The sequence below is a fragment of the Alloacidobacterium sp. genome (genome assembly GCF_035631355.1).
Lineage (GTDB): Bacteria > Acidobacteriota > Terriglobia > Terriglobales > Acidobacteriaceae > Alloacidobacterium.
The window spans coordinates 1-25,579 of sequence record NZ_DASQIX010000020.1 but is presented as its reverse complement, the minus strand read 5'-3'; the positions used below and the strand labels follow the sequence as shown (position 1 = coordinate 25,579).

The following is a 25,579-nucleotide window of genomic DNA, read 5'->3' as shown; positions in this document are numbered from 1 at the left end:
GCCGGGAGTTCTCTCCGAGTTACTTCGGAAAGGCAAACACCGTGGCACAAGTAACGGCAGTGGCGGTGGTGTTGCTGCATCAGCTCACCACTGCTCGCTGGGTTGTGCTTCTTCGTGCCACGGCGCTCGATGCCACGGTGCTGCTCACGGTCGCTTCCGGCCTGCACTACGCGTGGATCGCCTCGCACCGCAGCAGCGCACAAGCCTCCAGTTCGCCACCGAAGTAGGCGAGACCCGGAGCGCCGTTACTCCGGAAGTCTGAGATAGAGTCCCAGGTTTGTTGTTTGAGGTGGCAGAGAGTGCAGCTCTATTGTTGATCTTCCGCCTCTTCCTTCTCGGCAGATTCCTCGATCGCCATATCGTTAAATTCTTCTGAATCAAATACATCTCCGCACTCAAGGCACTCGACAAATTCGGTGTCTTCGTGTCGGGAGACGATTCGAACCCTGGGGTGTTTGCAGGTGGTTAACATCGTATTTGGCACGGCTTGGTCAACTCTTGCCGCCGATTTTACCGAGGTTCTCAACTTTTGCAAACGGCATTTTAGTGAAACTTTTCCGCTCCCTGGAGACTCGGAATCACGCGGAACACTGCGCCAAATCCTCGGATTTGAAAACCCGACAGAAGCGGTCGTATACTGAATACGGACCGAACAAGTCGCATATTATGTTGAAGCTCACCAAGAAGGCCGACTATGGGCTGATGGCGCTGAAGTATCTGGCTGAACGCCCGGATCCGGCAGCCCTGAGCGCCAAGGATATCGCCGACGCGTACGGAATCCCTGCCCAGTTGCTGGCCAAAATCCTGCAGCAGCTTACGAAGAAGGGTCTGCTGAAGTCGCACGCAGGCATGAATGGCGGGTATGCACTCTCAAAACCGGCTCGATCCATTTCGGCTTACGAAGTGATTCTGGCCATTGACGGGCCGTTTTTCATCACTTCCTGCACGAAGGGCGCAAAGGGCTGTGACCTCACGCCGAGTTGCACAATCAAGGAGCCGCTCGCCCGGGTGAATGAAACGATTGCCGGCGTTTTGAAGAGCATCAGCATCCAGGATCTGGCCGAGCATGAACACCCGCCGGGTCATGAGCCCAAACTAGTGTCGTTGACGGTTTAGCAAACTCTCCGCACCGAGCGGAGCTGTAGAAGGATGGAGAGGTCGGATGAGTACTGTTTCGAGCCAGGTTGAGCTTCCCGCGGGAGTCGTGCTGCCTATCTATATGGATAATCACGCGACCAGCCCGCTTGATCCGCGGGTGCTGGAAGCGATGATGCCCTATTTCACTGCGAAGTTTGGCAACGCAGCAAGCCGCAATCATTCCTTCGGGTGGGAAGCCGAGCAGGCCGTTGAAACGGCGCGCGAGCAGATCGCGAAATTGATTGGCGCGACCGCAAAAGAGATCATCTTTACCTCAGGCGCAACAGAGAGCGACAACCTCGCCATCAAGGGCATTGCGGAGATGTATCGCGAACGCGGCAATCACATCATCACGCAGGTCACCGAGCACAAGGCCGTCCTAGACACCTGCAAGCGTCTCGAAAAGCACGGATACCGCGTCACGTACCTGCCTGTGAAGGCCGACGGCTTGATCGACCTTGAAGATCTCAAGCGCGCCATTGACGACAAGACGATCCTTGTTACGATCATGGCCGCGAACAACGAAATCGGCGTTCTAGAGCCCATCCGCGAAATCGGAAAGATCTGCCACGAGAAGGGCATCATCTTCCATACCGACGCCGTGCAGATCGTCGGTAAGGCGCCCTTCAACGTGATCGAAGACAACGTGGATGTCGCCTCGATCTCAGGCCACAAGATCTACGGGCCGAAAGGTGTGGGCGCGCTTTATGTTCGGCGGCGCAACCCGCGCGTTCAGATTTCCGCACAGATCGACGGCGGCGGCCACGAGCGCGGCATGCGTTCCGGAACGCTGAACGTTCCCGGCATCGTCGGCTTGGGCAAAGCCTGTGAGATCGCCCGCGCCGAGATGGAAGGCGAAGCGGCCTATCTGCGCGGCCTGCGCGATCGCCTGCAGAACAAACTCGAGTCCGAGCTGGACTACATCCATGTAAACGGATCGATGGAACATCGTTTGCCCGGCAATCTGAATATGAGTTTTGTATACGTGGAAGGCGAGTCGCTGCTGATGGGCATCAACGATGTTGCGGTTTCCAGCGGATCGGCCTGCACCTCTGCGACACTTGAGCCATCCTATGTATTGAAGGCTCTTGGATTGGGAGACGATGTGGCGCACAGCTCAATCCGGTTTGGGCTGGGACGGTTTAATACCGAGGCCGAAGTGGACTATGTATCGGACAAGGTAATTGATATTGTGCAGAAGCTGCGCGAGCTTTCACCGTTGTATGAGATGGTGAAGGAAGGTATCGACATCACGAAGATTGAGTGGCAGGCGCATTGATTTGAAAGCGCTGCGCGCAGGCGAAAAGGGAAAAACAGATCCTTCGCTGCGCTCAGGATGACAAGTATTTGGTTGTTAAGCAGGAATCGAAGGAGATTCTGACATGGCATATAGCGATAAGGTAATTGACCACTACAACAATCCGCGCAATGTTGGTCAACTCGACAAAGCGAGCCAGGAAGTCGGCACGGGCCTCGTGGGAGCGCCAGAATGCGGCGACGTCATGCGCTTGCAGATCAAGGTGAATCCCGAGACACAAGTGATTGAGGAAGCGAAGTTCAAGACCTTCGGCTGCGGTTCGGCCATTGCCTCGTCTTCTCTGGCGACGGAGTGGGTGAAGGGCAAAACCGTGGACCAGGCGATGGAGATCAAGAACACCGACATCGTGAAGGAGCTTTCGCTGCCTCCGGTGAAGATCCATTGCTCGGTGCTGGCGGAAGACGCGATCCGCGCCGCGATTGGCGACTGGAAGAAGAAGAATGGCGTCAGCGAAGCGGCGAACGCGGCGCAGACGGTTGGGGCGTAGTAGAGGATTTTGCTCTCCCATCCTTTCGTTCCGAAAGGATGGGCACCCGCGGTTTGTGCAACAACTGAGATTGAAGAATGAGTGCTGAACTGACAGTTCTGAATGCCGAGAACCTGATGCCGAACCAGAAAGGCGTGCAGGTGACGGAACGCGCGTTGAAGCGCATCCGCATTGCGATGGCGAAGGAAGGGATTTCGCCTACCGAAGGCGGATTGCGTCTGGGCGTTCAGGGCGGCGGCTGCTCAGGCTTGTCCTACAATATTCGCTTTGATACGCAGCCGCGCGAGCGCGACCGCATTTATCAGTTCGACGACGTGCGCGTCTTCGTCGATCCCAAGTCGTTTATCTATCTCCATGGGATGGTCCTGGATTACGAAGAGACGTTGCTGCGGCAGGGCTTCAACTTTGTGAATCCAAACTCGACGAAGTCCTGCGGCTGCGGCTCGTCATTCTCAGCCTGACGAAGCCGCTCACAGAGAGCGGCTTAAAACTTTTGCATGACTGTTACTGAGCAACAATCCGTGAAGACGGCATGCTGGTCGTGCGGCTCTGTATTGACTACCGGCGCACCGTTTTGCGGTGTCTGCGGAAAGGTGCAGGCTCCTGTTGCCGGCGTGACGTACTTCGATGCTTTCGGATTGACGCGCAAGTTGGGACTGGAAACTGCGAATCTGGAGCGGACGTTTTACAAGTTGAGCCGCAAGCTGCATCCGGATGTATATGCGCAGGCCAGCGAGCATGAACAGCAGTGGAGCCTGGAGCAGACCTCGCTGCTCAATGATGCTTATCGCACATTGAAGAATCCAGTGATGCGCACGGAGTATTTGCTGCGTCTCGAAGGGGTGGAGATAGAGCAGGACAGAAGCGCAGAGAATGGCGCGAAGAAAGAGTCCCGTGTGCCGCCGGATCTTCTGGAAGAAGTCTTCGAGCTGAACATGCAGCTTGAAGAGATGCGCATGAACCGCAAGATGGGCGAGGATGACCCGCAGTTGCGCGGCGATCTGGAGAAAGCGAAGGCGCAGTTCGAGGGCCAGATGGCGGAATCCGACTCGCAGCTGCAGGCGCTTTGGACGAAATGGGACGCGGCGCTCGATGAGGGTGATGAAGCCTCGAAGACAGAAACGAAAGACAAGATGGTCGCGTTACTTGACCGACGCCGTTATGTGCGAAACCTGGTGCGCGACGTGAACGAAGCTTTAGACAATTAGGAAAACGGTATTAGAGACTCGTATAAGCCCAAAGGTAAAAGCACAGGCCTTTAGGCCAGTGAACACAGAGCAGAAACTATCGGGCATTAGCCCAGAAATTTCGATTTTTTAGGAGATGGAATGCCGCTGGTTCGGATTGATGTTGGCGAGGCCGTCAAACGTGAGAAGAAACTACTGCTGGCGGACGCGGTTTACGACGCGATGCGCGCCACCATCGGCATTCCGGAAGGCGACGAGTTTGTCATGCTGACGGCCCATGCCGACGGCGAGTTGATTGCCGATCCGAGTTTCATGGGCATGACGCGCACCGGTGAATTCGTTGTGGTGCAAATCACGCTGCGCCGCGGACGATCGACGGAAAAGAAGCAGGCGCTGTATCGCGAGATTGCGAGACTGTTTGAGGAGCGGACAGCGATTGCGCCGGACAATGTGATGATCGTGCTCACGGAGAACGATCTGGATGACTGGTCATTCGGCAGGGGCGAAGCGCAGTATGTGCTGAACCCGCCGGCGGGCGCGCGATAAGACGAGGACGATTTGGCAGAGCAGAAACAGGAACGGATTGTCGGCATCGATCTGGGTACGACCAACTCGCTGGTCGCCTTTATGCAGGGCGAACAGCCGGTGGTGATTCCTGGCGAGGATGGATCGAACCTTGTGCCCTCAGTGGTTGCGCTGACGGGCAACGGCCAGCGCAAATTCGTCGTCGGCAATGGTGCGCGGCAGTATTTGATTCAGACGCCGGAGCGAGTCATCTATTCCGCGAAACGGCTGATGGGGCGCGGCGTTGAGGATGTGCAGGAAGAGTTGAAGCTCTTTCCGTTTCACTTGGCTGACGATCTCCAGTCCGGTGAGGTGCTGCGCATCAGGCTTGGGGATGCCGAATTCACCCCGCCGGAGATTTCCGCTTATGTGCTGCGTCAGCTCAAGAAAAATGCCGAGCGGTATTTCGGCGCTCCGGTTACGAAATCTGTCATCACTGTCCCTGCGTACTTCAATGACGCGCAGCGCCAGGCAACGAAAGACGCGGGCCGCATGGCCGGACTTGAAGTATTGCGCCTGGTGAATGAGCCGACGGCCGCGGCGCTGGCCTATGGGCTTGATCGCAATAACGAAGGCATCGTTGCTGTTTACGATCTTGGTGGCGGCACTTTTGATATCTCGATCCTTAAGCTGCACGAAGGCATCTTTGAAGTCATTGCCACCAACGGCGATACGCACCTGGGCGGCGACGACATTGACAATCTGCTCATTGCAATTGCTCTCGACGACATTCAGGGCGAGCTTGGGCTTGATCTTCGCACGAGTCCGGAGACGGTACAGGCGATTCGCAAGGAAGTGATTTCGGCGAAGATTGCTCTCTCGTCGGAGCAGACCGCGCGCATCAGCGTTGAATTGCCAGGTGGGCAGAAATATCAGCGCGAGCTGACGCGCGAGGCATTCGAGCAGATCATTCGTCCGGTGATTGATCGCACCATCGAGCCATGCAGGCAGGCCCTGAAAGATGCTGGCGTGACGCCGGAGCAGATCGACGAGGTTGTGCTGGTTGGCGGATCAACGCGTATTCCCGCAGTGCGCTCTCTCACGGACGAAGTTTTTCATCTGAACCAGCGCGGAAAGAAGCCGCACACGGAACTGAATCCCGACGAAGTCGTCGCGCTTGGCGCGGCAGTGCAGGCGAACATTCTCGGCGGCGGATCGACAGCGACAGCAGACATGCTGCTGCTCGACGTGACGCCGCTTTCGCTTGGCATTGAAGCGCTGGGCGGAGTGGTGGCGAAGATCATTCAGCGCAATTCGACAATTCCTGCGTCTGCGACCGAGCACTTCACTACTGGCGTTGACGGACAGGCCAACGTCGCCATCCACGTTCTGCAGGGCGAGCGCGAACTGGCCAAAGATTGCCGCTCGTTGGCGCGATTCGATCTGAAAGGCATTCCGCCAATGTCTGCCGGGCTGCCTCGCATCGAAGTAAAGTTCCTCATTGACGCCAACGGCATTCTGCATGTCTCAGCGCGCGAGCAGCGCTCGGGCAAGGAAGCAGAGATCGAGGTGAAGCCGACATATGGCCTTACCGACGAGCAGGTCGAATCGATGATTCTTGAATCATTCGACTACGCCGAGGCCGATTTTGCCGAGAGGCAACTCATTGAAGCGCGCAACGAGGCGGACACGATTCTGTCCGCGGTCGAGAAAGCCCCGAAACACGCAGCCTGGCAATTTTTAACGGATGATGAGCGCGCGGACATCGAGCAGCTCAAAGTCGAGTTGCTCATCCTGAAACAGCGTGGCGATTTGAAGGCGATACGTGTCGGCACCGAAGCGCTGGACAAGGCCACGCGGCGCTTTGCCGAGCTGATGATGGATGCCGCGGTCTCAAGCGCCATCAAAGGCGAGACGATGGATTCAGCTGGCGATAAGCTGGGCGAGGGGCCGACGGCGCCACATCCATTTGCGCCCGCTGAGATCGGCAAGGATTAGGAACCGTGGTCTTCCACCCTTTCGAAAAAAGCGCGATAGGATGGGGCACCCCGGCAAGGATTAGTCTATGAGTGGTGTGACTACCGAGAAGGAGATTGATTTGAGTACTCCCCCTGCGCCGAACATGGTGCGCGTGACTTTTTTGCCTGAAGGCAAGACCGTGGAATTCGAGTTCGGCACAATGCCCTATGAACATCACGGCAAGCCAATGTCGTTTCTCGATGTGGCGGAAAATTTCGGTATTTTTCTCGATCATGCCTGCGGCGGCGCGTGCGCCTGCACGACTTGTCATGTCTGGATTAAAGACGGCGGGCAGGGCCTGAGCGAAGCCGATGATGACGAGCTTGACCGCCTGGACATGGCCGCCGATCTGCAACTCAATTCGCGGCTCGGCTGCCAAGCAGTTATTACGAAACCGGGAGCTTATGTCGTTGAGATTCCCAAGTGGAACCGGAATTATGTTTCCGAAGGCAAGCCGCTTGCTTTGGCGGAGGAGAAATAATGGCGCGCGAGATTCACTGGACGGATGCGGAAGAGATCGGCATTCAGTTGCAGGAAAAGTTTCCGGATATCGATCCGCTGACGGTCCGGTTCACCGACCTGCACAAATATGTGACGGAACTGGACGGGTTTGCTGATGATCCGGCGAAGTCGAATGAGTCGAAGCTTGAGGCGATCCAGATGGCCTGGCACGAAGAGTACAAGGACGCGCAGGGTTAAATATTCTGATTCGTCATTCTGACGCTGAGGAACGAAGCGGAAGAATCCAGAAGACCTTGGCCTAGGCAAAGAAACAGGAATCTTTCTCGCTCGAAACTTAAGACAGCATTGCCTCTCGAAATATTCGCTGGATTCTTCGTCGCATTGCTCCTCAGAATGACATCTCCTCGTGTTACGACCAGTCAAATGCACCGCGGAATAATTCAAATTCTGCGGCTTTTTCTTTTTCGAAATAGATGGAGAGAATGTCGAAACGTGCTGATGTCTCTGGGATCGGAAGCTGGCGCATGTAGCTGCGGGCCAGGCAGCGCAGAGTGCGGCGTTTATCTTCGTCAACGGCTGCTTCGGCTGTAGCCACATCACGGGTTGTGCGCGTTTTGACTTCTATGAAACAGAGGGTGTCTGTTTCCCATGCAATGAGGTCTATGTCCCCGCGTAGACGGCCCGAGCGCCAGCCGCGGGCAACGACAATGTATCCCTGACCACGCAGGTAGAAGAATGCCGCGAGCTCGCCTCGTCGTCCTGTCACCAGATGTATGGGCTCCGGCGGCCTGCGATGCGCAGCTGCGCCCGCGAATTTCTCAAAGAGACGAAGGCGCGCTGATTCAAACAGAGGCATGGCTGCGCCCATTGTCGCTGGTTCGGACGCAGCCATGATCCATAATTCTGCATGCAGCGTGAGAGTTCGCTAAACTTTAGTGCTGTTTCGCGTTCTCGCGAATGAACTTGCCCAGCAGTTCGTATTGGTCGCTGGCAATATAGTCAACACCATCTTCAAGCGCTGCGCGCCAGCGTTCTTCGGCGGCGGAAAGAGTCCCGAAATTGTAGCTGGAGAACCAGCCGTGGCAGCTCAGGTCCTGCTTGTTGTCCACGCCGTCGAGTGTGTAGAAGCGGATCCATAGGCCATTCTGATGGGCGTGTTCGACCAGCGCGCGCAGGCGGAGATTGTCTTCTTTCGTCCAGTCGCCGGCTTTGTTCTGGCCACCCTTTTCGACAACTCCCCAGGGATTGTTCCACCAGCGGCGATAGTTGGTTGCGCGGCCCGGCTCCAGCACTTCGGGAGCAGCCATAGGGTCTTTGGTATTGGTGTGCGCGGCGCCGAAAACCAGCAGTTTCCCGCCGACGGGAACTTCATCATAGAAGACTTTTTCCTGCGCATCGGATTCGCCGGTGAGCACAAGAATGGGTTTCACATCGAGCGGTTGCGGTGTGGCGGCATCGGCAGTGCGCGGAGCGGTGGTAAGCCAGTCCTGATGTTGCTGCAGCAGCGCAAAGACGGCGCGCAGGTGCTCGGGTTCTTCGGTCTTGAAGTCGAGGTTAAGCGTGATGAGCGGCCAGTCACCGTGGTTGCCGTCGCGCAGCGCCTTCTCAACGATGGGGCGCACACGCTCGAAGAAATACTGCTTCATGGTCGGCGCGCCGGCTTCGGCAGGCAGACCATGGGTCACGATGGACCATGATTTGCCGGTTTTCTTGTCGGTGTACCAGGCGAGGTCCTGCTCGATGGCCAACGGCGTTCCGGCAGAGAGCGCCCGGTCGATACGGTCGGACCACCATTCGAAGTAGGGGTAGCAGTTGTGCGCGTCCATGACGCTGCGGGCGCCGGGATGGGCGGCGTTTTGCGCGTGGAGTGCGGGGGCGAGGAGAAAGATTGAAAGAACGGAGAGTAGGACGGCGGTAGAGCGAGCAAAAAACAGGTTCTTCGCTCCGCTCAGGATGACAGCATCATTTTTCATTCTTGGTTTTCCGTGTGGTTGAGATAAATGGGGTTGCCGAGGAGTACCAGCTTACCTTCCGGCGTGATGACATCAGGACGGAGCCAGTGTTTCTTTCCGTCCGCTGGCAGTGTAAGCGCGATGGTCTGGTCGGACTGTGTGATGCTTCTATCGAGTGCGTCTGCGGATTGGCCATCGAGCAGGAAGCGCAGCTTATATCCAGCGCAGTCAATGACGTGTGCCGATATCTTGATTGTTGAGCCAGACGGGGTTGCGAGCGCGTCGCCCATCAGCGACTTCCGTCCGCCGTCTTCGGCTGAAACATTGAGCAGGCGGTCGCGCGAGGCGCTCAGATCGATGAAGACGTGGCTCTTTCGGATGCCGTCAAGGATCGACGCAACCGAAAGATTGTCCGCGTAGATGACAGTCGTCGGGCTGCCGATGGCGTTCTTCGTTCCGGCGGGCAGCAGCGCATTGTGGTTATCGCTGCCTCCGATGGCAGTCACACGATAACCCTGGTTCAGGTACTTCTCCCAGAAGCTGACTCCGGCGTATTGGCCCTCCTCGTCGCCTCCATTGACGGCTTCGATGGTTGTGATGAGATGCGAGTCAATGGGTTCTTTCGGCGTCCAGCCGCAGCCCATGCAGACTTCGCCCGTTGGCGCGTTGGGATGGTTAATCGAGAGAATTGCGTGCACTTGCTGCGCCTGCTCGAAGAGAACCTGCATCGATGGGAGGGTTGTTCCGACACGGAAATCGACGAAATCAGTGGGTCCGAAGAGATTGGCATGTCCCCAGAAAGTAGTGATTTCGCGCCCGGGAATAAAGAGCAGCTTGTCGAAGTATGGCTGAAGCTCACGCAGCGCGTCGTAGTGTGATGTGGTGTTGTGGTCGGTGACGGCGATGAAGTCGAGTCCGCGCGCCGATGCTGCTTCAGCAGTGAGAAATACCGGGCACGGGACCTTCTTCCCGCCTTGGCTCTGGCAGCTTCCGTCGCTGTGCGCGGTGTGCATGTGCAGGTCCCCGCGATACCATGCCGGACCTTCGCGCAGCGGCGCGTCGGCAAATGACGTAGTTTCGTGTGCGCGGCGGGTGAAAAAGATGTCAGCTTCGTAATGCGATGTTACGTTCTCGCGGATGTTGGGGACGCCGATGATGAGCTTCCATTGTCCCGCCGACAGCGGACCGGGCAGATAGGACGGCGTGGCAATGCTCACGCTGATTGTGAATTGATCTTTGTTGCCGCCGCTCCAGCCGCGAAAACGCTCGGAATCAAAGAGGCCGAGGTCGAGCGTAGTGCGCTGATCTCGCCCGGTATATCGAAATGTAACTGTGATGGATACGATTCCCTCAGGAACGGTGAAGGGCGCTTCGACATACGAATGGTTCTGGCTTCCGGTGACTGTGCCCCTGAGGGTGATGTCGGGCTTGGTTTGTGCTTGGAATGATGGGGAGCAGATGAGTCCGAGACAGAATAAAGGAAGAAAAGTATGTATGGGGAGCTTTATCATCGTTATTCGGCATTAGTGGCATCCGAAGCGAAAGCAGTTCCTTCGCTTCGCTCAGGATGACAAACTTGAAGTTTAGCGGATTACGAGAGGGCCTGCATCATTGCAGGCCCTCTCTGTTTTTCAATTTTAGAAAGATAGCCGCAATGCGAACTGCATCACGCGCGGATCGCCTGACAGCGAGGTGATGCTGCCGCCGGCGCTGCTGCTGAAGTTGTTGCTGGGTTGGCCGAACTCCGGCGTGTTGGTCACGTTGAAGACCTCCCAGCGGAACTCGATGTTGACAGGCTCAATGGGGAATTCTCGCAGCAGGGCTGCATCAAAGACATTGGTGCGCGGCCCAATGATGGTATTGCGGCCGCTGTTGCCGAATGTTCCGGCAGCAGGCAGAGCATAGGCGTCAGAAAGGTTCGAGGCCAGCGCTGTGCAGGCTTTGTTCTTTGCGACGTAGTACCAGCAGGTGGGGTCGCCAACGATGTGCGGCTTGCCAATGACGAACGGCGGAGCCGTTGCATAACCGTAAGGATCGAGAGCGTTATTCAGCGTTCCCCCGGAGTTCACGGTGATCGGGTGGCCGGAGTAGAAGGTGTAGACGCCGGAAGTGCGGAAGTCGCCGAAGATCCACGACATTGGCCCGTGATTGAGATACTGCTTACCGTGACCGAAGGGCAGCTCATAAACATAGCTGACGGCGACGCGATGCCGGATGTCGAAGTCGCTGTTGCCATACCATGCAGCTGCGTCGCGTCCATTCGGCGCGTCTCCGGAGTTCGATTCAAGCTCTTCGGGAGCATTATCGAGGCTGTGCGCATAAGTGTAGGCCGCGCGCAGACTTAGGCCGTCGTGAAAGCGACCAGTCAGCCCGGCCTGTACACCGTTGTAGTTGCCGAAACCGATTGGATCGGTGTATTCGATCTGGCCGAAATTGGAATAAGGGATGACGGGTACGACCTTGCCGGCACTGTTTGTCGTGGTCTGTACGGTGTTTCCGGAAATCAATGGCTGATTGTAGTCGCGGATAATATCGAGGTGCGTGGACTTGGTGCCGACGTAGTTCACGTCCGCGGTAAGCACGCCGATGGCGCGCTGGAAACCGAAGCTCCACTGCTGCACATAGGGCGCGGGATCGTGCGAATCCAGCGCGCGGATGTGGAAGGCGGTGAGGTTGTTCAGGTCAATCGTAGAGGGATCAAGATAATTCGAGGGGAAGCCCTGCTGCGCGATCATGACCGGCGTGGTTGAAGTGGATGCTGCTGACTGCGTCTTGTTGATGAGGAACGGCGGATTGAGGGCGAGCTGGTCCTCGCTGCCATAGCGCTCAAAGAGCGTGTAGTAGATGCCGTATCCCCCGCGAATCACGGTTTTCTGATCGGGCGAGAAAGCAAAGCCGAAGCGCGGGCCGAAGTTATTGTTGTTGACTTCGACCAGCGCGCGCGACCGTAACCCGCCGTCGCGCGCGAAGACGAGCGAGCCAGAAGCGGGATCGAAGTTGGCCATCTGGTTGTCGCCTTCAAGCGCCGGGGTTGCGAAGTCATACCGCAGGCCGAGATTCAAGGTTAGCTTGGGAGTGACCTTCCAGTCGTCTTCAACGAATGCGGCGAGCATCCAGAGGCGCTGATCGACGAAATGAACATTGGTGAGCTGATTGCTGGCCACTAATCCGAGCAATCCATCGGCATAAGAGAAACCGGTGCCGGAGACGCACTGGCTGGAAGCATTGCGTTCGCAAGTGAAATTGCCACTGAAGGTCAAGTCGCCGCGCATGCCGGGCTCGTCCTGAAAGAGATTGCGCATTGGCAGGTAGAGCGATCCGCCAAATTTGAAAGAATGCCGTCCGCGAATGAGCGAGAGCGTGTCGTTGTACTGGTACTGTTGCGGCACCTGCTGCTTGGGCAGAAAGTCCGGTGATCCCAGGAAGGCGTAATTGGTAAATGTGGTCAACGGGACGCCTCCCCCAACTGCTGGGTTGATGGGAATGCCGGGAACGAAATTGCCGGCATGTTGGGTCGAAGCAAACGGATCCTGTTCAGCATGGGAGTAGTTGCGTATCCAGCCAAAGCGGAAATCATTGACCAGGCTGGGGCTGAAGACGTGAGTCCAGCCGAGCACCGCACTGTGGTTCTTGAGGAACTGCCGGCCCCATGCGGAGGTGCTGGTTCCATCGGCGAGTCCGCCGAGATAACCGGGGATGTAGCGAAAGCGATTGGAGTAGTTATAGCGGACGAAGATAGAGTTGTTCTGCGATGGCGTCCAGTCTGCGCGGCCATTGTAGTTATCGGTGTTGTCTTCGGCGAGCGCGTTACGGACAAAGTTGTTCAGATCAGGCGCGCCTGCGTTGCCCGGAGCGTTCGGTTCGGGGAAGAGCGCAATCAGCGAGGCGACGACAGGATCTATGCTGCCCGTCGGAATCTTGTTATCAGCGAAAGGCAGGCCGGTTTGCGGGTTATAAATGGTGGGGTACTTTACGCCGACAATGGCACCCGTTGCCGGGCTGAAGTCGCCGATGCGCTCATTGTCGAGCGGCACAGTGGCTGTTCGTGAGACTCCCTGCTTGATGCGCGTTCCTTCATAGTTGAAGAAACCGAAGAGGCGGTTCTTGAGAATCGGGCCGCCGAAATTGCCGCCGAACTGGTTCTGGTTGTTCTCCGGTTTACGCAGATGGTTGTGGTTGGAGATCCAGTCATTGGCGTCGAAGTAGTTATTGCGCAGGTACTCATACGCGAGGCCATGAAACTGGTTGGTGCCGCTCTTGGTGTTCACGGAAACCGCAGCCCCGGGCGCGCGTCCATACTCGGCTGAATACGGATTGGTGATGATGTTGAATTCGGCGATCACGTCAACCGAGGGGTGAGCCGATTCGGTGCTAAGTTCCTGCACGTTTTCGGAGAAGGTATTGTTGTCGATACCGTCGAGTATAAAATTGTTCTGCAGCGAATGGATGCCGTTGACGTTGAAGTCGCCTGTGCGCCCCGCGGACGTAGCGCCGCTCTGCTGTGTGTAGCGGGCAATCTGCACGCCCGGAACGATGCGCAGCAGGTCGTCCCAGTTGCGCAGATAGAGTGGAGTCTGCTCGATGGTCTGCGAACCGACGACCGTACCGATCGATGCATCATCGGGAGAGAGCATGGTGGCCTCGGATTTCACTTCCACCGTCTGTTGCGCGGAACCGACCTGCAGCGAGAAATCGCGGCGTCCTTTTTCTGCAACATTCAAAGTTACATTTTCTTCATAAGTGCTGAAACCAGGCGCCTCCACGCGTACGGAATAATCGCCGATGGGCAAATTCTGGAAAGCGTAGTAGCCTGTATTGTCCGTGGTCACGGTGCGCGTGTATCCTGTTGACGGATTTGTGACACTGACAGTTACATTTGGAATGGCCGCGCCACTCGGGTCGCTAACCAAGCCGGACAGGCTGGCTGTATTGACTTGAGCCGTGAGTGACACGCTGAGAAAGATGGCAACAACGAGGGCAAATGCCCATGACTGTATGCGCTTCATAGTAGCCTCCTCAAGGGGATCAGAAATGTCATGCTTGAGCGATAAAACGAACGTACGCACTGAAACAGCTCTGTGTTCGGGCACTAACTATAAAGACGGTAAAGGGTAACTCTGACGGTATTGTGAAGGTAAGGTGAACGCCCTGTTAAAGTGGGGCGAATGAAGAAAAGGCCCACAGATAAAAATCCGCGGGCCTTCTGCGTTGACCGTGCAATGAGCCTAGGTTGTAGAGCGCGGCTGTACAGCGATAAACTGCACCGGCACCGGCGTACCGCTGGGATTCACCAGCTTAGGATCGATCGTCTTCGTATCGGTGAGGCTAGGGACATCCACTATGTGCAGCAGGTTGTCGCCAGACGTTCCGACGAAGAAGGTTGAGTCATCCGGACTGAATACACCGGAGACAGGCGCCTGCGCCCCGGTGGAAAGCTGAACATTCGTCAGCGTGCCAGACGTGCCGAAGCTGGTCGAAGGCTTGTAGGCAGGCAGCAGGCCGCTTGCGCTCGCGGCCGTATAGGTGACGAACGACATGGTTGCATCAGGCGAGGAAACGACTCCGCTGATTTCCGTCGGCGTAATGCCGGCCAGCGCAGTTGTATTGATGGCGTAGTTTGTGCCCTGCTGTAGCTGAATACCTGTATTGCTGGACGGGCACGCTCCTGTCGGTATCTTTACGGAGATGTCAGCAAGCTGCGCCGGATTGGCAGTTGCGCCCAGAATGTGGTTGCCGTCATTGGTCGCAGTGAGGTGGTCAGACGCCGTAGCAATGGTCGCAGCAAGCGGGTAATAGATTGGCGGATTCACTGTCGTGTTGGGGCAGAAGCCGTTGGCGGTCGTGTTCGAGCCGGTGATGAACGGGCCGATGGCGGGAATGGCCACTGCGACGTCCGGCGAGCAGAACGGGTCGAATTTGGTCGGATCGTTGTTATTGTTCAGTTGGCTCGCGGTGCAGACATTCGTGCCACCATTTGAATTCGTGTACGTGCTCCAGCCTGTAACTGAGTTGTAGACGTAGAAATTATTCGGGCCGATGATGTAGAGATTTTTCCCGTCGGGCGAAAACTGCGCGCGCGTGGCGAGTCCACCGACGCTGGTGAATAAACTCTTGCTTCCGTTGTAGAGATAGATGATCTGGTTGACCTGATCGTTGATCACCACGGTTGAGCTATCAGGTGAAACCGCCAGCACAACCCCGGGAACATTAGGATCTTCCTTGCTGATCGTGTTTGTTCCCGCGTTGACAATCATTAGTTCGTGATAGCTGCCGAAGTAAAGGTTGGTGCCGTTCTGGTCGAGCACCATCGAGTTCGGAATGTAGGGCAGCTTGATGGGCGTGGGTGATCCGCTCGATGTAAGGTCAATCGGCGTGAAGTAAGAAGACTGTGACGAGGCCAGCCATAGCTTGCTGCTGCTGCGTCCCGGCGTGTTCACAATCACGGTGTTACTGACAACCGGCAGGCCGGTGCCGAGTTGGCCGATGATGTTCACCGGAGCGGGATTACAGGTGCCGGGCTGGCATATTGCAGAGATGGTTGTCGTTGTCGGAAATGTTGCAGTGACGGTGCCCGTGCTGCTGACGGCGATCTGCTTGGGTTCCGTCGAGGTGTAGTCGAGCGAGAGACCGCTGAGCGATATTCCGTTCTTGTCCAGCGAGCTGACGGTGAGGTTCTGCGGGCTGCCAGCGCTTACCGTGACCGGAGTCGGAACACCCGTCGAGCCGTTGAGCGCGAGATTGATGCCGGTCGGCGGGCATGTGTAGAAGTATCCGGCCGCGGAAGTTGTGCCTGAGAGCACAGCGTTGATGACCGTGGATCCCGGCAGATGGGCAGTGGCAAGGCCGTTCACCGGATTCGTGCTGGTGGTGTCGGTTGTATTGTTGATGGTGACAATCGACGAATTCACCGGATTGTAGGTGACGGTGCCCACATATTGCGGATTGATCGCCACCCCATCCGGTCCGAAAACAGTTGTGTTTGAGGTGAGAGGGCTTCCCAGTTGCTGGTTCTGCGAAACGCAGGCTGTTTGCGAGCCGATAGTGACAGCGGTAATCGACGGATGGATATAGACGTTCACCGGATTACTGGTTACTGCGGAGGCGCTGGCTGTCACCTGGGCCACTCCGGGTTCAGCCGGGGGCGTGCAGATGGTGAAGTCCGGAATGCCGGAGGCGCTGTGGCGATTCCATGTACCTGCGCAGATAGCCCCGGTCGAGGGATTGATGTCGGCGATATTCAGGTTCGTCGATCCGAAGATATAGTGCGCAACACTGACGTTGCCGCCGTTGCAGTTAAAGCCTTGAGGCTGGTTCACCTGACCTGTCTGCCCATAGGAGAGCGAAAGGCCAGTGGAGGCGGGGCCCAGATTAATGTGGTCAAGATCGGTGACCTTTTCGCCGTAACCGTGGCCGTTCTTAATGCAGAAATCATTGGGGTTGGAGCCGGCGCAGCCTGCGATGGAAATGCCGACCGGGATAGAAAGCACAAATAAAGCAATCAGGGCGAAAAACCGCTGCATGAAACCTCCCCGTCTGTATGGACTTGCCATGCAGGCGGTTGTCACTGCCAGAGATGCTCTGGGAGTCTCTACAAGGATATAGTTCCGAAATTTGAGTGTAAAAGCTTGGATGGACTTCAGCAAGCGACGGCGGGTGTCTGGGTATATGGTACAGATCAAGGAGTCAGGGCACAGGTTCCAAACGGTCAACGCCGTTCTGTACCCTGCGCCCTGTGTCCCTGTGCCATGGTCTTACTTCGCCTTGGCCGCCGCGTTGATAAAGGAAAGTCCGTTCGGGACCCCTAGGCCGGTGACATTGTCCCAGCCCCGAGTAACGGTCAGTGAGGTATCGGTTCCGAAACTGAAGTCGACATATTCGCCGTCAATATTCAGGAACGCGCTGTAATACTCCCTGGTGGTAAAAAGCGGCGCCAGCAGAGTGTCTGATGAATAAAAGGTTGGCCCATTCGAATCAAAGATTACTCCAGCCACGTTTGTGGCGCTGCTGACTGGCACAACATCGTTGATCGCGGAGGCCGGGAGTTTATAGAGAAGTGGAGCAGCCTGGCCAAGGGCTTTTCCAGCCTTCTGGTCGGCAATCGCCCAGATGGCGGAGAAAACAGGAGTCGCCAGGCTGGTTCCACCAATACCCGCAATAGGCGTACCGTCCAGAACGAATACCGCTCCGGTATTTGGATCAGCCAGAGCAGCGATGTCCGGGGCCTGTCGCGCGGTTCCGGAGAAAGATTTCTGGAATGCAGGTTTGCGAATGAAGCCGCTTACACCGCCGCCCGCTCCCCCCTGAAAGCCGAATGCAAGCGGGGGATCGAAAACACTATCCAGCGCAGCGGAAAGAATGGTTGCATTATTACCCCAGCCGACTTCAGCGCCATTGGCTGTGCCGTTTGGAATGCCGATGCTGGTTCCCCCAATGGCCGTGTCATAAGCTGAAGTTGAGGGGTAGAGAGCGCCACCACCGCTGGGTGAGCCGATGCCTTCGTCTCCAACATCTCCACTGGAGAAATTGACCGCGATGCCGGCTGCGGCCGCCTTCTTCAGCACCTGCTCAAAGCCATTGACGGTAGAGGCTCCAAAAAGAGCTTCAGGTAAGCCATAGCTGACTGAAATGACATCAGCGAGTTTGTTTTTCCTGGTGTAGTCGATAGCAAACTCGAATTCTGTCCAGTCGGATGTTGGCAGGATTTCGATAATGATCCTGGCCTTGGGAGCGATGGAGTGCGCCCATTCGACATCGAGCGATGACTCGTCCTGCGCATTTTCAAGCTCCAGCGCGAGGGTGCTTGGCTTTCCGTCTGGATATAAGACCTTGAAGTTCGAGGAGGTAATTGCTGGAAGACCGGACAAAGTCGAGAACAAGGCCAGGTCACTTGTGAGCAGTGCTCCATCTGTGGGTGCAGCAAGAATGACGATGGTCTGTCCGGTTCCATCGAGGCCCTTTTTATATGCCTGGTCCAGGCCATAATGCGTCTGGAGTTGGGATGGAGTCCAGGCGCAGAGAAGGGATGGATTGCTGTTAAAGGCCGTGTCATAGTTATTGCCGAAATACACGCCAACGGGCAGAGAGGCGCCTGATGTTGTGAGCGTGATCGATGACGGTTTGGAGAAGCAATTGTTTGTGGCAATCCCGGACCATGTACCGCTGACTTGCTTGATCCGCGCGGCGGGCAGCGTGGCGCGCGAGTTACGGCGCTTACCTGTTCTGGGATCAACCTGATATTTGATTTGGGGCTGCATCTGAAAGTTGGTAAGCCCGGTGATTCCGTGAACAAGCGAGCCTGCCGGACCGGCGAGCGTTGCCGCGGTTACGTTAGCGTGAAAGATTTTTCCCTGGCGCTCGAATTCATGGATCTGCGTCTGGAAAGCGCTCTCCACAGCAGTTGCCGGACCGCGGGCGCGAATGGATAAGTTGTCCGAACTCACCGAGAGAATCGAAAGACCATGCGATTGCAGTTCTTTCTCGACGACTTCAACTTCAGCCGCGGTGGGAGTGTAACGTGCAATCTCGTTGTTCGTCAACCATTGATGATAGGTGGGTGAGCCGGGCGTGTAGAGGTCTTCAACAGCTTTGTCGAAGGCCGCCTGATTGCGCATGTTCAGATGCACGGTCAGCGTGATCTGCTGCGTGGGTTGGATGGCGCCGTGATCGGAAGAAATGTCTGCGACTCGCGGACGCTCAAGCTGAGCGTAAAGAGCAGGGGCAGCGAGCAACGTGCAAGCGAGCATCACGCTGCCTGCCCAGGCCCATGTCGTGGGTTTTGGGTTCTGCAACATAGGAATTCCATCTCCTGCGTGGGTGGTGTGGGGGTTTATGCTCGCCAATTCAAAGCGAGCGCAGCGACAGTAGAGACCGAATTACCGATGGAACTGGAATGACCTACAAGACCTCAGCAGAACGCGAGAGGAAAGAAATCAAACAGCAACAGCAAACTGCAGAGAGTTGTTGCATAGCTGTTCTTGGGACAGCCAGACTAATCTGGCATAAGGTTTACGGATGCGTCAACAGGAAAATCTCCGGGTATCTTGCTGGGATTGGCGGGATTTGTGTAGAGGTGTGAGCCGAGCATCCCACCGTTCCGGCCCGGACTCTGCGCGCGGCGAAGAGGAAGGGGAAGAATCCATACGATGTTAGCGGCGGTATGAATGCGAGGGACATCCGGGCCTCATTTTTTGAGACCCGGGATTCCATGTGAGCTACTGGCCAGCTACTGCGCCGGCATGTACTGCTCAAACCAGCTTAGTGCTCGCTCCAGCACGTCCACCTGGTGGTCGCGCGAGGCAAAGTGATGACCTTCGTTGGGATAGACGACAAGCTCTGTCGGCACATGCTCATCGCGCAGCGCGTGCCAGAACTCGAAAGATTGCGGCATCGGGCATTCACCGTCGCGGTCGCCTACGACTACGAGTGTTGGTGTTTTGACGCGACGGATGAAGTTGATGGCCGAGCTTTTCGCGTAGACTGCCGGGTCGTCATAGACTGACGCGCCAAAGAACGGAATCATCCACTGGTCGATGGAGTTCTCGCCATAGTAGCTCTGCCAGTTGGCGATGCCCGCTCCGGCGACGGCGGCGCGAAAGCGAGTGGTCTGCGTGACGGCGAACATGGTCATGAATCCGCCATAGCTCCAGCCGGTAATGCCAACGCGCTGCGGATCAATTGAATATTTTTTCGTCACCGTGTCCACCCCGGCGAGGATGTCGCGCAGGTCTCCGTAGCCGAAATCCTTGCGGTTGGCCTGGGTAAACTTCTCGCCCTGTCCATAGCTGCCGCGCGGGTTAGGTTCGAGCACGAAGTAGCCGAGCGCGGAAAAAGGCGCGCCGCCGAAGCCCGCTCCCGGCCAGCGTGGCGTTACCGCGGCGGACGGTCCGCCGTGCACCATCACGATCAGCGGATATTTCTTGCTGGGATCGTAATTGGCAGGCTGAATCAGCCAGCCCTGCACGTCATAGCCTTCGCTCTGCCAGCTTACGGATTCGGCCTTGCCCCACGCGGGTTTCAGATTGTCGTTGTAATGGGTAATCTGCTTCAGGTCGTGCAGCGTCCCTGCCCAGACCTCCGGAGGAGTGCCGAAAGAGCTGCGGATCAGCGCAATCTGATGGTCGTCGCCGGAAACCGAGACTGACATCATCTGCTGCCCGGAGCCAACTCCTTCAGGAAAGGTCTCGCTGTTTTCGTCATCGTCCTGTTGGGTATTGAGATCGTAGGCGAAGAGATGCGATGAGCCGCCGGCGATCTCGGAGATGCCGAGAGTGTGCTCGTCTATCCACAGAAACCACGCCGGGCTGGCCTTGCGCCCTGGCGTCACGTCCTTCGGCTCGCCGCCGCTCGGCGGCACGATATAGATGTCGCCCCCAGTCGAGCCCTGGTCGGACATCAGTCCGCTGATAAAAGCGATCTGTGAGCCATTCGGCGACCAGCGCGGCACGGCGATTTGCAGGCCAAAGATGGGGCTGTGGCCGCTGGTTGGATCGACGAGGACTTTAGGCTGATCGGAATTCATCGGCTGGTGGCCATGCAAAGTCTCTGTATAGAGCTTGGCAATCCACCAGTTGTTTTCTCCGGGAGGCGGTGCGGCGACGTACGCAATCTGGCTGGATTGCGGCGACCAGTTGAATTCATACACATGCAGGTTTGCCGGCGTGATCTGAGAAAGCTCGCCAGATGTAGCATCGACCGCAGCGACACGCTGAATCTCAAGACCCTCCACCCCGATTACTCCGGATGGCGGCTTCATCGCAGCCAGAGCGCCCGATGGACGGGTTGCTCCTTCAACATACAGCAGGCCAATGAACTTTCCGTCAGGGGACCACTGCGGCGAGTCTGCATATCCATGAAATGTGGTCAGGCGCTTGGCCGGAGTTTTTATCGACGGTTCGGCAATGTAGAGTCCCTGCTGGTGTTCGCTGTTGCAGTCAGAGAAAAAGGCCACCTTGGTCGAATCCGGCGACCAGGCAATCTCGTTCTCGTCCCCCTGTTTGCCTTCGGAGCAGGCGGTGATCTGAAAAGTGGCCGATGGATTGTCGACGGGAGCGGCTTCGATTACCGAGCCGTGGCCTTCCAGCGCCCGCACCACCCACGCAACCCATTTGCTGTCAGGCGAAATCGCCGCCTGGCGAGGGGCGCGGACAGCCTCAAGCTGGGAAACGATCTCGCCGATACGTGGATCTTTTGCCGGGGCAGTTGTTGAAGTCTGGGCGAAAGCCAGAATGCCGGAAGAAAAACAGGCAAGGAGCACAGTCAACTTGCGAAAGGACATGATTCGGGATAGTAGCAGACGGAACACATCAGGCGCAGGTCGTTTCTGGAGGTAAAACCGACAGCATAGGCCCAAATTTCGTCGAAGAACCAGCCGAAAAGGGCGAAATTTGTGAATTTTTCGCGTGTTTGTTGACTCAAATAGGTGGTCTTGGTACTCTTAGAAGGTTCCATGAGAGTGCTCTTCGTGTGCGTATCGTCCGAAGGGCAATTTACGACCAAAGAAGCTTCGCAGAAAGGCCAGCCGGAGAAGCTAAAGGACTGGCGGTAGCGATAATCTGCGAACCCCATCGTTCTCATGCGGTGGGCGGATCGCATCGGAGCCTGCGACATCCTTCACCTTGAAGGACTATGCAGGCCGGAATCAGCGAAACGGAGTCGGCTTTCTTTCGTTCCCGGTCATGCGGGGCAAAGCAACGTGCGGCCACCGTCCTGGTTCTCGTCTGGGATTGAAGCAGTAGCAGACACGAAGCGGCAATTGGGACTTCGCGCTGGCAGGCGGCGAAAATATGCGCTGCCGGTCACCATCGCGCGAGCGATTGCAGCGTGTCTGGCGGTAAAGAGTTTTTGAGTTGGTAAGGAGTTTGGATTGCCTACATTCAGTCAGCTCGTGAGAAAAGGGCGCACGGCGCCGAACTACAAGACGGCGTCGCCCGCATTGCAGGGCTCGCCGCAGCGCCGTGGAGTTTGCACGCGCGTTTACACGCAGACGCCGAAGAAGCCGAACTCGGCGCTCCGCAAGGTGGCCCGCGTCCGCCTGACCAATGGCATTGAAGTTACGTCGTACATCCCCGGTGAAGGCCACAACCTGCAGGAGCACTCAATCGTGCTTATTCGCGGCGGCCGTGTGAAGGACCTGCCGGGTGTTCGTTATCACATCGTGCGCGGCACGCTCGACTCGGTCGGCGTGGTGAAGCGCACCCAGAGCCGCTCGAAGTATGGCGCCAAGCGCGCCAAGGGCGGAGCTGCCGCGGGTAAAAAATAGCCCCGTGCTGTCATCCTGAGCGAAGCGAAGGATCTGCTTTTACGAAATTAGAAGGTTAAAAGGTTTATGCCGAGAAAAGGTCACATTGCTAAGCGGGAAGTTGCAGCCGATCCGGTTTACAACTCGACGCTGGTCACAAAGTTCGTCAACTCGATGATGTGGGGCGGCAAGAAGTCGACCGCGCAGGGCATCTTCTACTCCGCCATGAAGGGCCTGGAGTCGAAGGGTGGCGACGAAGCGCTGAAGCTCTTCAAGAAGGCGGTCGAGAACTGCAAGCCGCTGCTCGAAGTGAAGACCCGCCGCGTCGGCGGCGCCAACTACCAGGTGCCGATTGAAGTAAACCCGGAGCGTCGCACTTCGCTGGCGATTCGCTGGCTGGTGACTTACGGCCGCGCGCGCGGCGAAAAGGGCATGATCGACAAGCTGACCAACGAGCTGCTCGATGCGGCGAATGGCCGCGGCGCCGCGATGAAGAAGAAGGAAGACGTGCACCGCATGGCCGAGGCGAACAAGGCCTTCGCGCATTACCGTTGGTAAAACAGGGCACAGCGCTCAGGGCGCAGGGCTCAGAAAATCAACTGCCTGATTAAGGCAAAGAGAAATTCAAGAGTAATCGCGGGCCGAAGGCCCGAGAACTAGAGAGAATTACAGTGGCTCGCCAAGTACCGTTAAATCGTTGCCGGAACATCGGAATCATGGCGCATATTGACGCCGGGAAGACGACTACGACTGAGCGCATCCTGTTCTATACGGGCATTACGCACCGCATCGGCGAAGTGCATGAAGGCACGGCGACGATGGACTACATGGAGCAGGAGCAGGAGCGCGGCATCACCATCACGTCCGCCGCGACAACCTGCACCTGGAACAACATCCGCATCAACATTATTGATACGCCGGGTCACGTCGACTTCACTGCTGAAGTCGAGCGCTCGCTGCGCGTGCTTGACGGCGCGGTTGCGTTGTTTGACTCCGTGTCCGGCGTGCAGCCGCAGTCGGAAACCGTCTGGCGGCAGGGCGACAAGTACAAGGTCCCGCGTCTTTGCTTTGTCAACAAGATGGACAAGGCTGGCGCCGATTTCGAACATGTGATCGAGACCATTCGCAAGCGCCTCGGCGCGCGTCCGGTTGCGATCCAGATTCCGATTGGCGCGGAAGCGAATTTCAAGGGTGTTGTCGATCTAATCGAGATGCGCGCCATTCTGTGGCACGATGAAACCATGGGCGCGAAGTACTCGATTGAGCCGGTTCCGGCTGAGTTGCAGAAGAAAGCCGAAGCCTTCCGTATGCAGCTGATCGAAACCGTCGCCGAGAACGACGACGACATGCTGCATAAGTTCCTCGAAGGCGAAACGCCGACTCCGGAAGAGCTGAAGAAGTCGCTGCGCAAAGCGACCATCGACATGAAGGTCTTCCCGGTGCTGTGCGGAACAGCCTTCAAGAACAAGGGCGTGCAGACGCTGCTCGACGCAGTGGTTGACTATCTGCCCAGCCCGCTGGATATTCCTTCGGTACAGGGCATTGATCCCGACGATGCATCTGTCGTGCTGACACGCGCGACGGCTGATGATGCTCCGTTCGCAGCGCTGGCTTTCAAGCTCATCAACGATCCTTTCGGCAAGTTGAGCTTTATCCGGGTCTACTCGGGCAGCCTGAAGACCGGCGATACCGTTCTGAATCCGCGTACAGGCAAGACCGAGCGCGTTGGCCGCCTCGTGAAGATGCACGCCAACAAGCGCGAAGACATTACCGAAATTCTCGCCGGCGACATCTGCGCGTGCGTTGGCCTGAAAGACATTAAGACGGGCGATACGCTCTCCTCGCCGCAGCATCCGATCGCGCTGGGCGCGATTGATTTCCCTGAGCCGGTTATCTCAGTGGCGATTGAGCCGAAGACCAAGGCCGACCAGGAAAAGATGGGTCTGGCGCTGGCGCGGCTGGCTGATGAAGATCCGACCTTCAAGGTCCGCACGGACCACGAGTCGGGTCAGACGATCATCAGCGGCATGGGCGAGCTGCACCTCGAAATCCTTGTGGACCGCATGAAGCGCGAGCACAAGGTCGAGGCAAATGTGGGCGAGCCGAAAGTGGCCTTCCGCGAGACGATTCGCAAGCCCGCCGAGGCGGAAGGCAAGTACATCCGCCAGACCGGCGGTTCGGGCAACTACGGACACGTCAGGATTCGTCTGGAGCCGAACGAGCCGGGTAAAGGCTTCGAGTTCATCGACGCCATCAAGGGCGGCGTGGTTCCAAAGGAATACATCAAGCCGACCGAGCAGGGCATCCGCGAGGCACTGCACAACGGCGTGCTGGCCGGTTACGAGATGGTCGACTTCAAGGCGACGCTCTACGATGGCAGCTACCACGAAGTCGATTCGAACGAAATGGCCTTCAAGATTGCCGGTTCAATGGCCTTCAAGGAAGCAGCAAAGAAGGCGAGTCCGGTGCTGCTGGAGCCGGTGATGGCGGTTGAAGTCACCGTTCCCGAAGAGCACATGGGCACTATCATTGGCGACATTAACTCGCGCCGCGGACGCATCGAGGGCATGGAGCACTCGGGCGGTTCGCAGGTGATCAAGGCGATGGTTCCGCTGAAGGAGATGTTCGGATACGTGAACGATATCCGCTCATCGACGCAGGGACGCGCTTCGTACTCGATGCAGTTTGCCCGCTATGAAGAGGCGCCGCGCATGATCTCCGAAGAGATCATCGGACGCAATCAGGGCAAGTAAGTTTTTGGCCGGGCTTCTTTGGCCCGGCAAGTTTTGAGCAGTTCGACGAGAGAGGAAAAGGAACATGGCGAAGGAGAAATTTGACCGGTCGAAGCCGCACGTGAACGTGGGGACGATAGGACACATTGATCACGGGAAGACGACGTTGACGGCGGCGATCACGAAGGTGTTATCGAAGCACAACCCGAACAACAAGTTCCGCTCGTTTGACACGATTGACAACGCGCCGGAAGAGCGGGAGCGCGGGATCACGATTGCGACGGCGCACGTCGAGTACGAGACGGGCAACCGCCACTACGCGCACGTTGACTGCCCGGGCCACGCCGACTACATCAAGAACATGATCACGGGCGCGGCGCAGATGGACGGCGCAATTCTCGTCGTCGCGGCGACCGACGGCCCGATGCCGCAGACCAAGGAGCACGTTCTGCTGGCCCGCCAGGTGGGCGTGCCCTACATCGTGGTGTTCCTGAACAAGTGCGACGCGGTGGAAGATCCGGAGCTGATCGACTTGGTCGAGATG

General features: G+C 57.1%; 20 protein-coding genes and 1 pseudogene. 14 read left to right on the top strand and 7 right to left on the bottom strand.

What is annotated here, in order from left to right:
* From VEV40_RS04760 to iscX, 10 genes and pseudogenes are all read left to right on the top strand, one after another.
* A pseudogene (locus tag VEV40_RS04760) lies at nt 1–227 on the top strand (CDP-alcohol phosphatidyltransferase family protein); the annotation flags it as partial.
* Nucleotides 228–666: 439 nt separating this feature from the next.
* A complete protein-coding gene (locus VEV40_RS04755) occupies nt 667–1,116 on the top strand; it encodes an Rrf2 family transcriptional regulator (RefSeq protein WP_324830546.1) in 450 nt (149 codons plus the stop codon).
* 46 nt (nt 1,117–1,162) lie between these two features.
* The gene (locus VEV40_RS04750) at nt 1,163–2,416 is read left to right on the top strand and encodes an IscS subfamily cysteine desulfurase (RefSeq protein WP_324830545.1); all 1,254 of its coding nucleotides are present in this window, start codon (nt 1,163–1,165) and stop codon (nt 2,414–2,416) included.
* A 103-nt stretch (nt 2,417–2,519) separates the two neighbouring features.
* On the top strand, nt 2,520–2,942 hold the full coding sequence (gene iscU / locus VEV40_RS04745) for a Fe-S cluster assembly scaffold IscU (protein WP_324830544.1): 423 nt from the start codon (nt 2,520–2,522) through the stop codon (nt 2,940–2,942).
* Between the two features lie 77 nt (nt 2,943–3,019).
* Nucleotides 3,020–3,403: an iron-sulfur cluster assembly accessory protein gene (locus VEV40_RS04740; protein WP_324830543.1), complete on the top strand. Its 384-nt coding sequence runs from the start codon at nt 3,020–3,022 to the stop codon at nt 3,401–3,403.
* Between the two features lie 36 nt (nt 3,404–3,439).
* The gene (gene hscB / locus VEV40_RS04735; protein ID WP_324830542.1) at nt 3,440–4,150 is read left to right on the top strand and encodes a Fe-S protein assembly co-chaperone HscB; all 711 of its coding nucleotides are present in this window, start codon (nt 3,440–3,442) and stop codon (nt 4,148–4,150) included.
* A 120-nt stretch (nt 4,151–4,270) separates the two neighbouring features.
* Nucleotides 4,271–4,675 (top strand): tautomerase family protein, encoded by a 405-nt coding sequence (locus tag VEV40_RS04730; protein ID WP_324830540.1) that lies wholly within the window; start codon nt 4,271–4,273, stop codon nt 4,673–4,675.
* A gap of 12 nt (nt 4,676–4,687) precedes the next feature.
* Nucleotides 4,688–6,631: a Fe-S protein assembly chaperone HscA gene (hscA, locus tag VEV40_RS04725; protein ID WP_324830539.1), complete on the top strand. Its 1,944-nt coding sequence runs from the start codon at nt 4,688–4,690 to the stop codon at nt 6,629–6,631.
* Nucleotides 6,632–6,698: 67 nt separating this feature from the next.
* On the top strand, nt 6,699–7,133 hold the full coding sequence (locus VEV40_RS04720; protein ID WP_324830538.1) for a 2Fe-2S iron-sulfur cluster-binding protein: 435 nt from the start codon (nt 6,699–6,701) through the stop codon (nt 7,131–7,133).
* Nucleotides 7,133–7,351, top strand: a complete 219-nt coding sequence (iscX, locus tag VEV40_RS04715) for a Fe-S cluster assembly protein IscX (RefSeq protein ID WP_324830537.1) — start codon at nt 7,133–7,135, stop codon at nt 7,349–7,351. The genes VEV40_RS04720 and iscX overlap by 1 nt, the downstream gene beginning before the upstream one ends.
* 172 nt (nt 7,352–7,523) lie before the next feature.
* Here the strand turns inward: iscX and VEV40_RS04710 are convergent, their stop codons facing one another.
* The 7 genes from VEV40_RS04710 to VEV40_RS04680 form a co-directional block, all read right to left on the bottom strand.
* Nucleotides 7,524–8,006 carry a YraN family protein gene (locus tag VEV40_RS04710; protein WP_324830535.1) on the bottom strand — a complete coding sequence of 161 codons (483 nt, stop codon included), beginning with the start codon at nt 8,004–8,006 and terminating at the stop codon, nt 7,524–7,526.
* A 40-nt stretch (nt 8,007–8,046) separates the two neighbouring features.
* Entirely contained in the window at nt 8,047–9,087 is a 1,041-nt protein-coding gene (locus VEV40_RS04705; protein WP_324830534.1) for a hypothetical protein, read from the bottom strand.
* Nucleotides 9,084–10,577 (bottom strand): CehA/McbA family metallohydrolase, encoded by a 1,494-nt coding sequence (locus VEV40_RS04700; protein WP_324830533.1) that lies wholly within the window; start codon nt 10,575–10,577, stop codon nt 9,084–9,086. The genes VEV40_RS04705 and VEV40_RS04700 overlap by 4 nt, the downstream gene beginning before the upstream one ends.
* Before the next feature lie 126 nt (nt 10,578–10,703).
* Nucleotides 10,704–14,072, bottom strand: coding sequence for a TonB-dependent receptor (locus VEV40_RS04695; RefSeq protein ID WP_324830532.1), 3,369 nt, complete (start codon nt 14,070–14,072; stop codon nt 10,704–10,706).
* A gap of 219 nt (nt 14,073–14,291) precedes the next feature.
* Nucleotides 14,292–16,586, bottom strand: coding sequence for a hypothetical protein (locus VEV40_RS04690; RefSeq protein ID WP_324830530.1), 2,295 nt, complete (start codon nt 16,584–16,586; stop codon nt 14,292–14,294).
* Nucleotides 16,587–16,817: 231 nt separating this feature from the next.
* Entirely contained in the window at nt 16,818–18,857 is a 2,040-nt protein-coding gene (locus VEV40_RS04685) for a S53 family peptidase (protein WP_324830529.1), read from the bottom strand.
* A 431-nt stretch (nt 18,858–19,288) separates the two neighbouring features.
* Entirely contained in the window at nt 19,289–21,340 is a 2,052-nt protein-coding gene (locus tag VEV40_RS04680; protein ID WP_324830528.1) for a S9 family peptidase, read from the bottom strand.
* 588 nt (nt 21,341–21,928) lie between these two features.
* Between VEV40_RS04680 and rpsL the strand changes: the two genes are divergently transcribed.
* From rpsL to VEV40_RS04660, 4 genes are all read left to right on the top strand, one after another.
* Nucleotides 21,929–22,324 carry a 30S ribosomal protein S12 gene (rpsL, locus tag VEV40_RS04675; protein WP_324830527.1) on the top strand — a complete coding sequence of 132 codons (396 nt, stop codon included), beginning with the start codon at nt 21,929–21,931 and terminating at the stop codon, nt 22,322–22,324.
* Nucleotides 22,325–22,390: 66 nt separating this feature from the next.
* Nucleotides 22,391–22,861 (top strand): 30S ribosomal protein S7, encoded by a 471-nt coding sequence (gene rpsG, locus VEV40_RS04670; RefSeq protein WP_324830526.1) that lies wholly within the window; start codon nt 22,391–22,393, stop codon nt 22,859–22,861.
* A gap of 113 nt (nt 22,862–22,974) precedes the next feature.
* Nucleotides 22,975–25,056, top strand: a complete 2,082-nt coding sequence (fusA, locus tag VEV40_RS04665; RefSeq protein ID WP_324830525.1) for an elongation factor G — start codon at nt 22,975–22,977, stop codon at nt 25,054–25,056.
* 64 nt (nt 25,057–25,120) lie between these two features.
* Nucleotides 25,121–25,579 (top strand): GTP-binding protein (locus VEV40_RS04660; RefSeq protein ID WP_324830523.1); only part of this gene is annotated, 459 nt, incomplete at its 3' end.

Excerpts from the sequence above, each read along its gene's own strand:
- VEV40_RS04740 (WP_324830543.1), top strand. The coding sequence starts at position 3,020 with ATGAGTGCTGAACTGACAGTTCTGAATGCCGAGAACCTGATGCCGAAC.
- iscU (WP_324830544.1), top strand. The coding sequence starts at position 2,520 with ATGGCATATAGCGATAAGGTAATTGACCACTACAACAATCCGCGCAAT.
- VEV40_RS04710 (WP_324830535.1), bottom strand. The coding sequence starts at position 8,006 with ATGGCTGCGTCCGAACCAGCGACAATGGGCGCAGCCATGCCTCTGTTT.
- iscX (WP_324830537.1), top strand. The coding sequence starts at position 7,133 with ATGGCGCGCGAGATTCACTGGACGGATGCGGAAGAGATCGGCATTCAG.
- VEV40_RS04680 (WP_324830528.1), bottom strand. The coding sequence starts at position 21,340 with ATGTCCTTTCGCAAGTTGACTGTGCTCCTTGCCTGTTTTTCTTCCGGC.
- VEV40_RS04695 (WP_324830532.1), bottom strand. The coding sequence starts at position 14,072 with ATGAAGCGCATACAGTCATGGGCATTTGCCCTCGTTGTTGCCATCTTT.
- rpsG (WP_324830526.1), top strand. The coding sequence starts at position 22,391 with ATGCCGAGAAAAGGTCACATTGCTAAGCGGGAAGTTGCAGCCGATCCG.
- hscB (WP_324830542.1), top strand. The coding sequence starts at position 3,440 with ATGACTGTTACTGAGCAACAATCCGTGAAGACGGCATGCTGGTCGTGC.
- VEV40_RS04690 (WP_324830530.1), bottom strand. The coding sequence starts at position 16,586 with ATGCAGCGGTTTTTCGCCCTGATTGCTTTATTTGTGCTTTCTATCCCG.
- VEV40_RS04730 (WP_324830540.1), top strand. The coding sequence starts at position 4,271 with ATGCCGCTGGTTCGGATTGATGTTGGCGAGGCCGTCAAACGTGAGAAG.
- VEV40_RS04705 (WP_324830534.1), bottom strand. The coding sequence starts at position 9,087 with ATGAAAAATGATGCTGTCATCCTGAGCGGAGCGAAGAACCTGTTTTTT.
- VEV40_RS04755 (WP_324830546.1), top strand. The coding sequence starts at position 667 with ATGTTGAAGCTCACCAAGAAGGCCGACTATGGGCTGATGGCGCTGAAG.
- VEV40_RS04720 (WP_324830538.1), top strand. The coding sequence starts at position 6,699 with ATGAGTGGTGTGACTACCGAGAAGGAGATTGATTTGAGTACTCCCCCT.
- VEV40_RS04700 (WP_324830533.1), bottom strand. The coding sequence starts at position 10,577 with ATGATAAAGCTCCCCATACATACTTTTCTTCCTTTATTCTGTCTCGGA.
- VEV40_RS04685 (WP_324830529.1), bottom strand. The coding sequence starts at position 18,857 with ATGTTGCAGAACCCAAAACCCACGACATGGGCCTGGGCAGGCAGCGTG.
- VEV40_RS04750 (WP_324830545.1), top strand. The coding sequence starts at position 1,163 with ATGAGTACTGTTTCGAGCCAGGTTGAGCTTCCCGCGGGAGTCGTGCTG.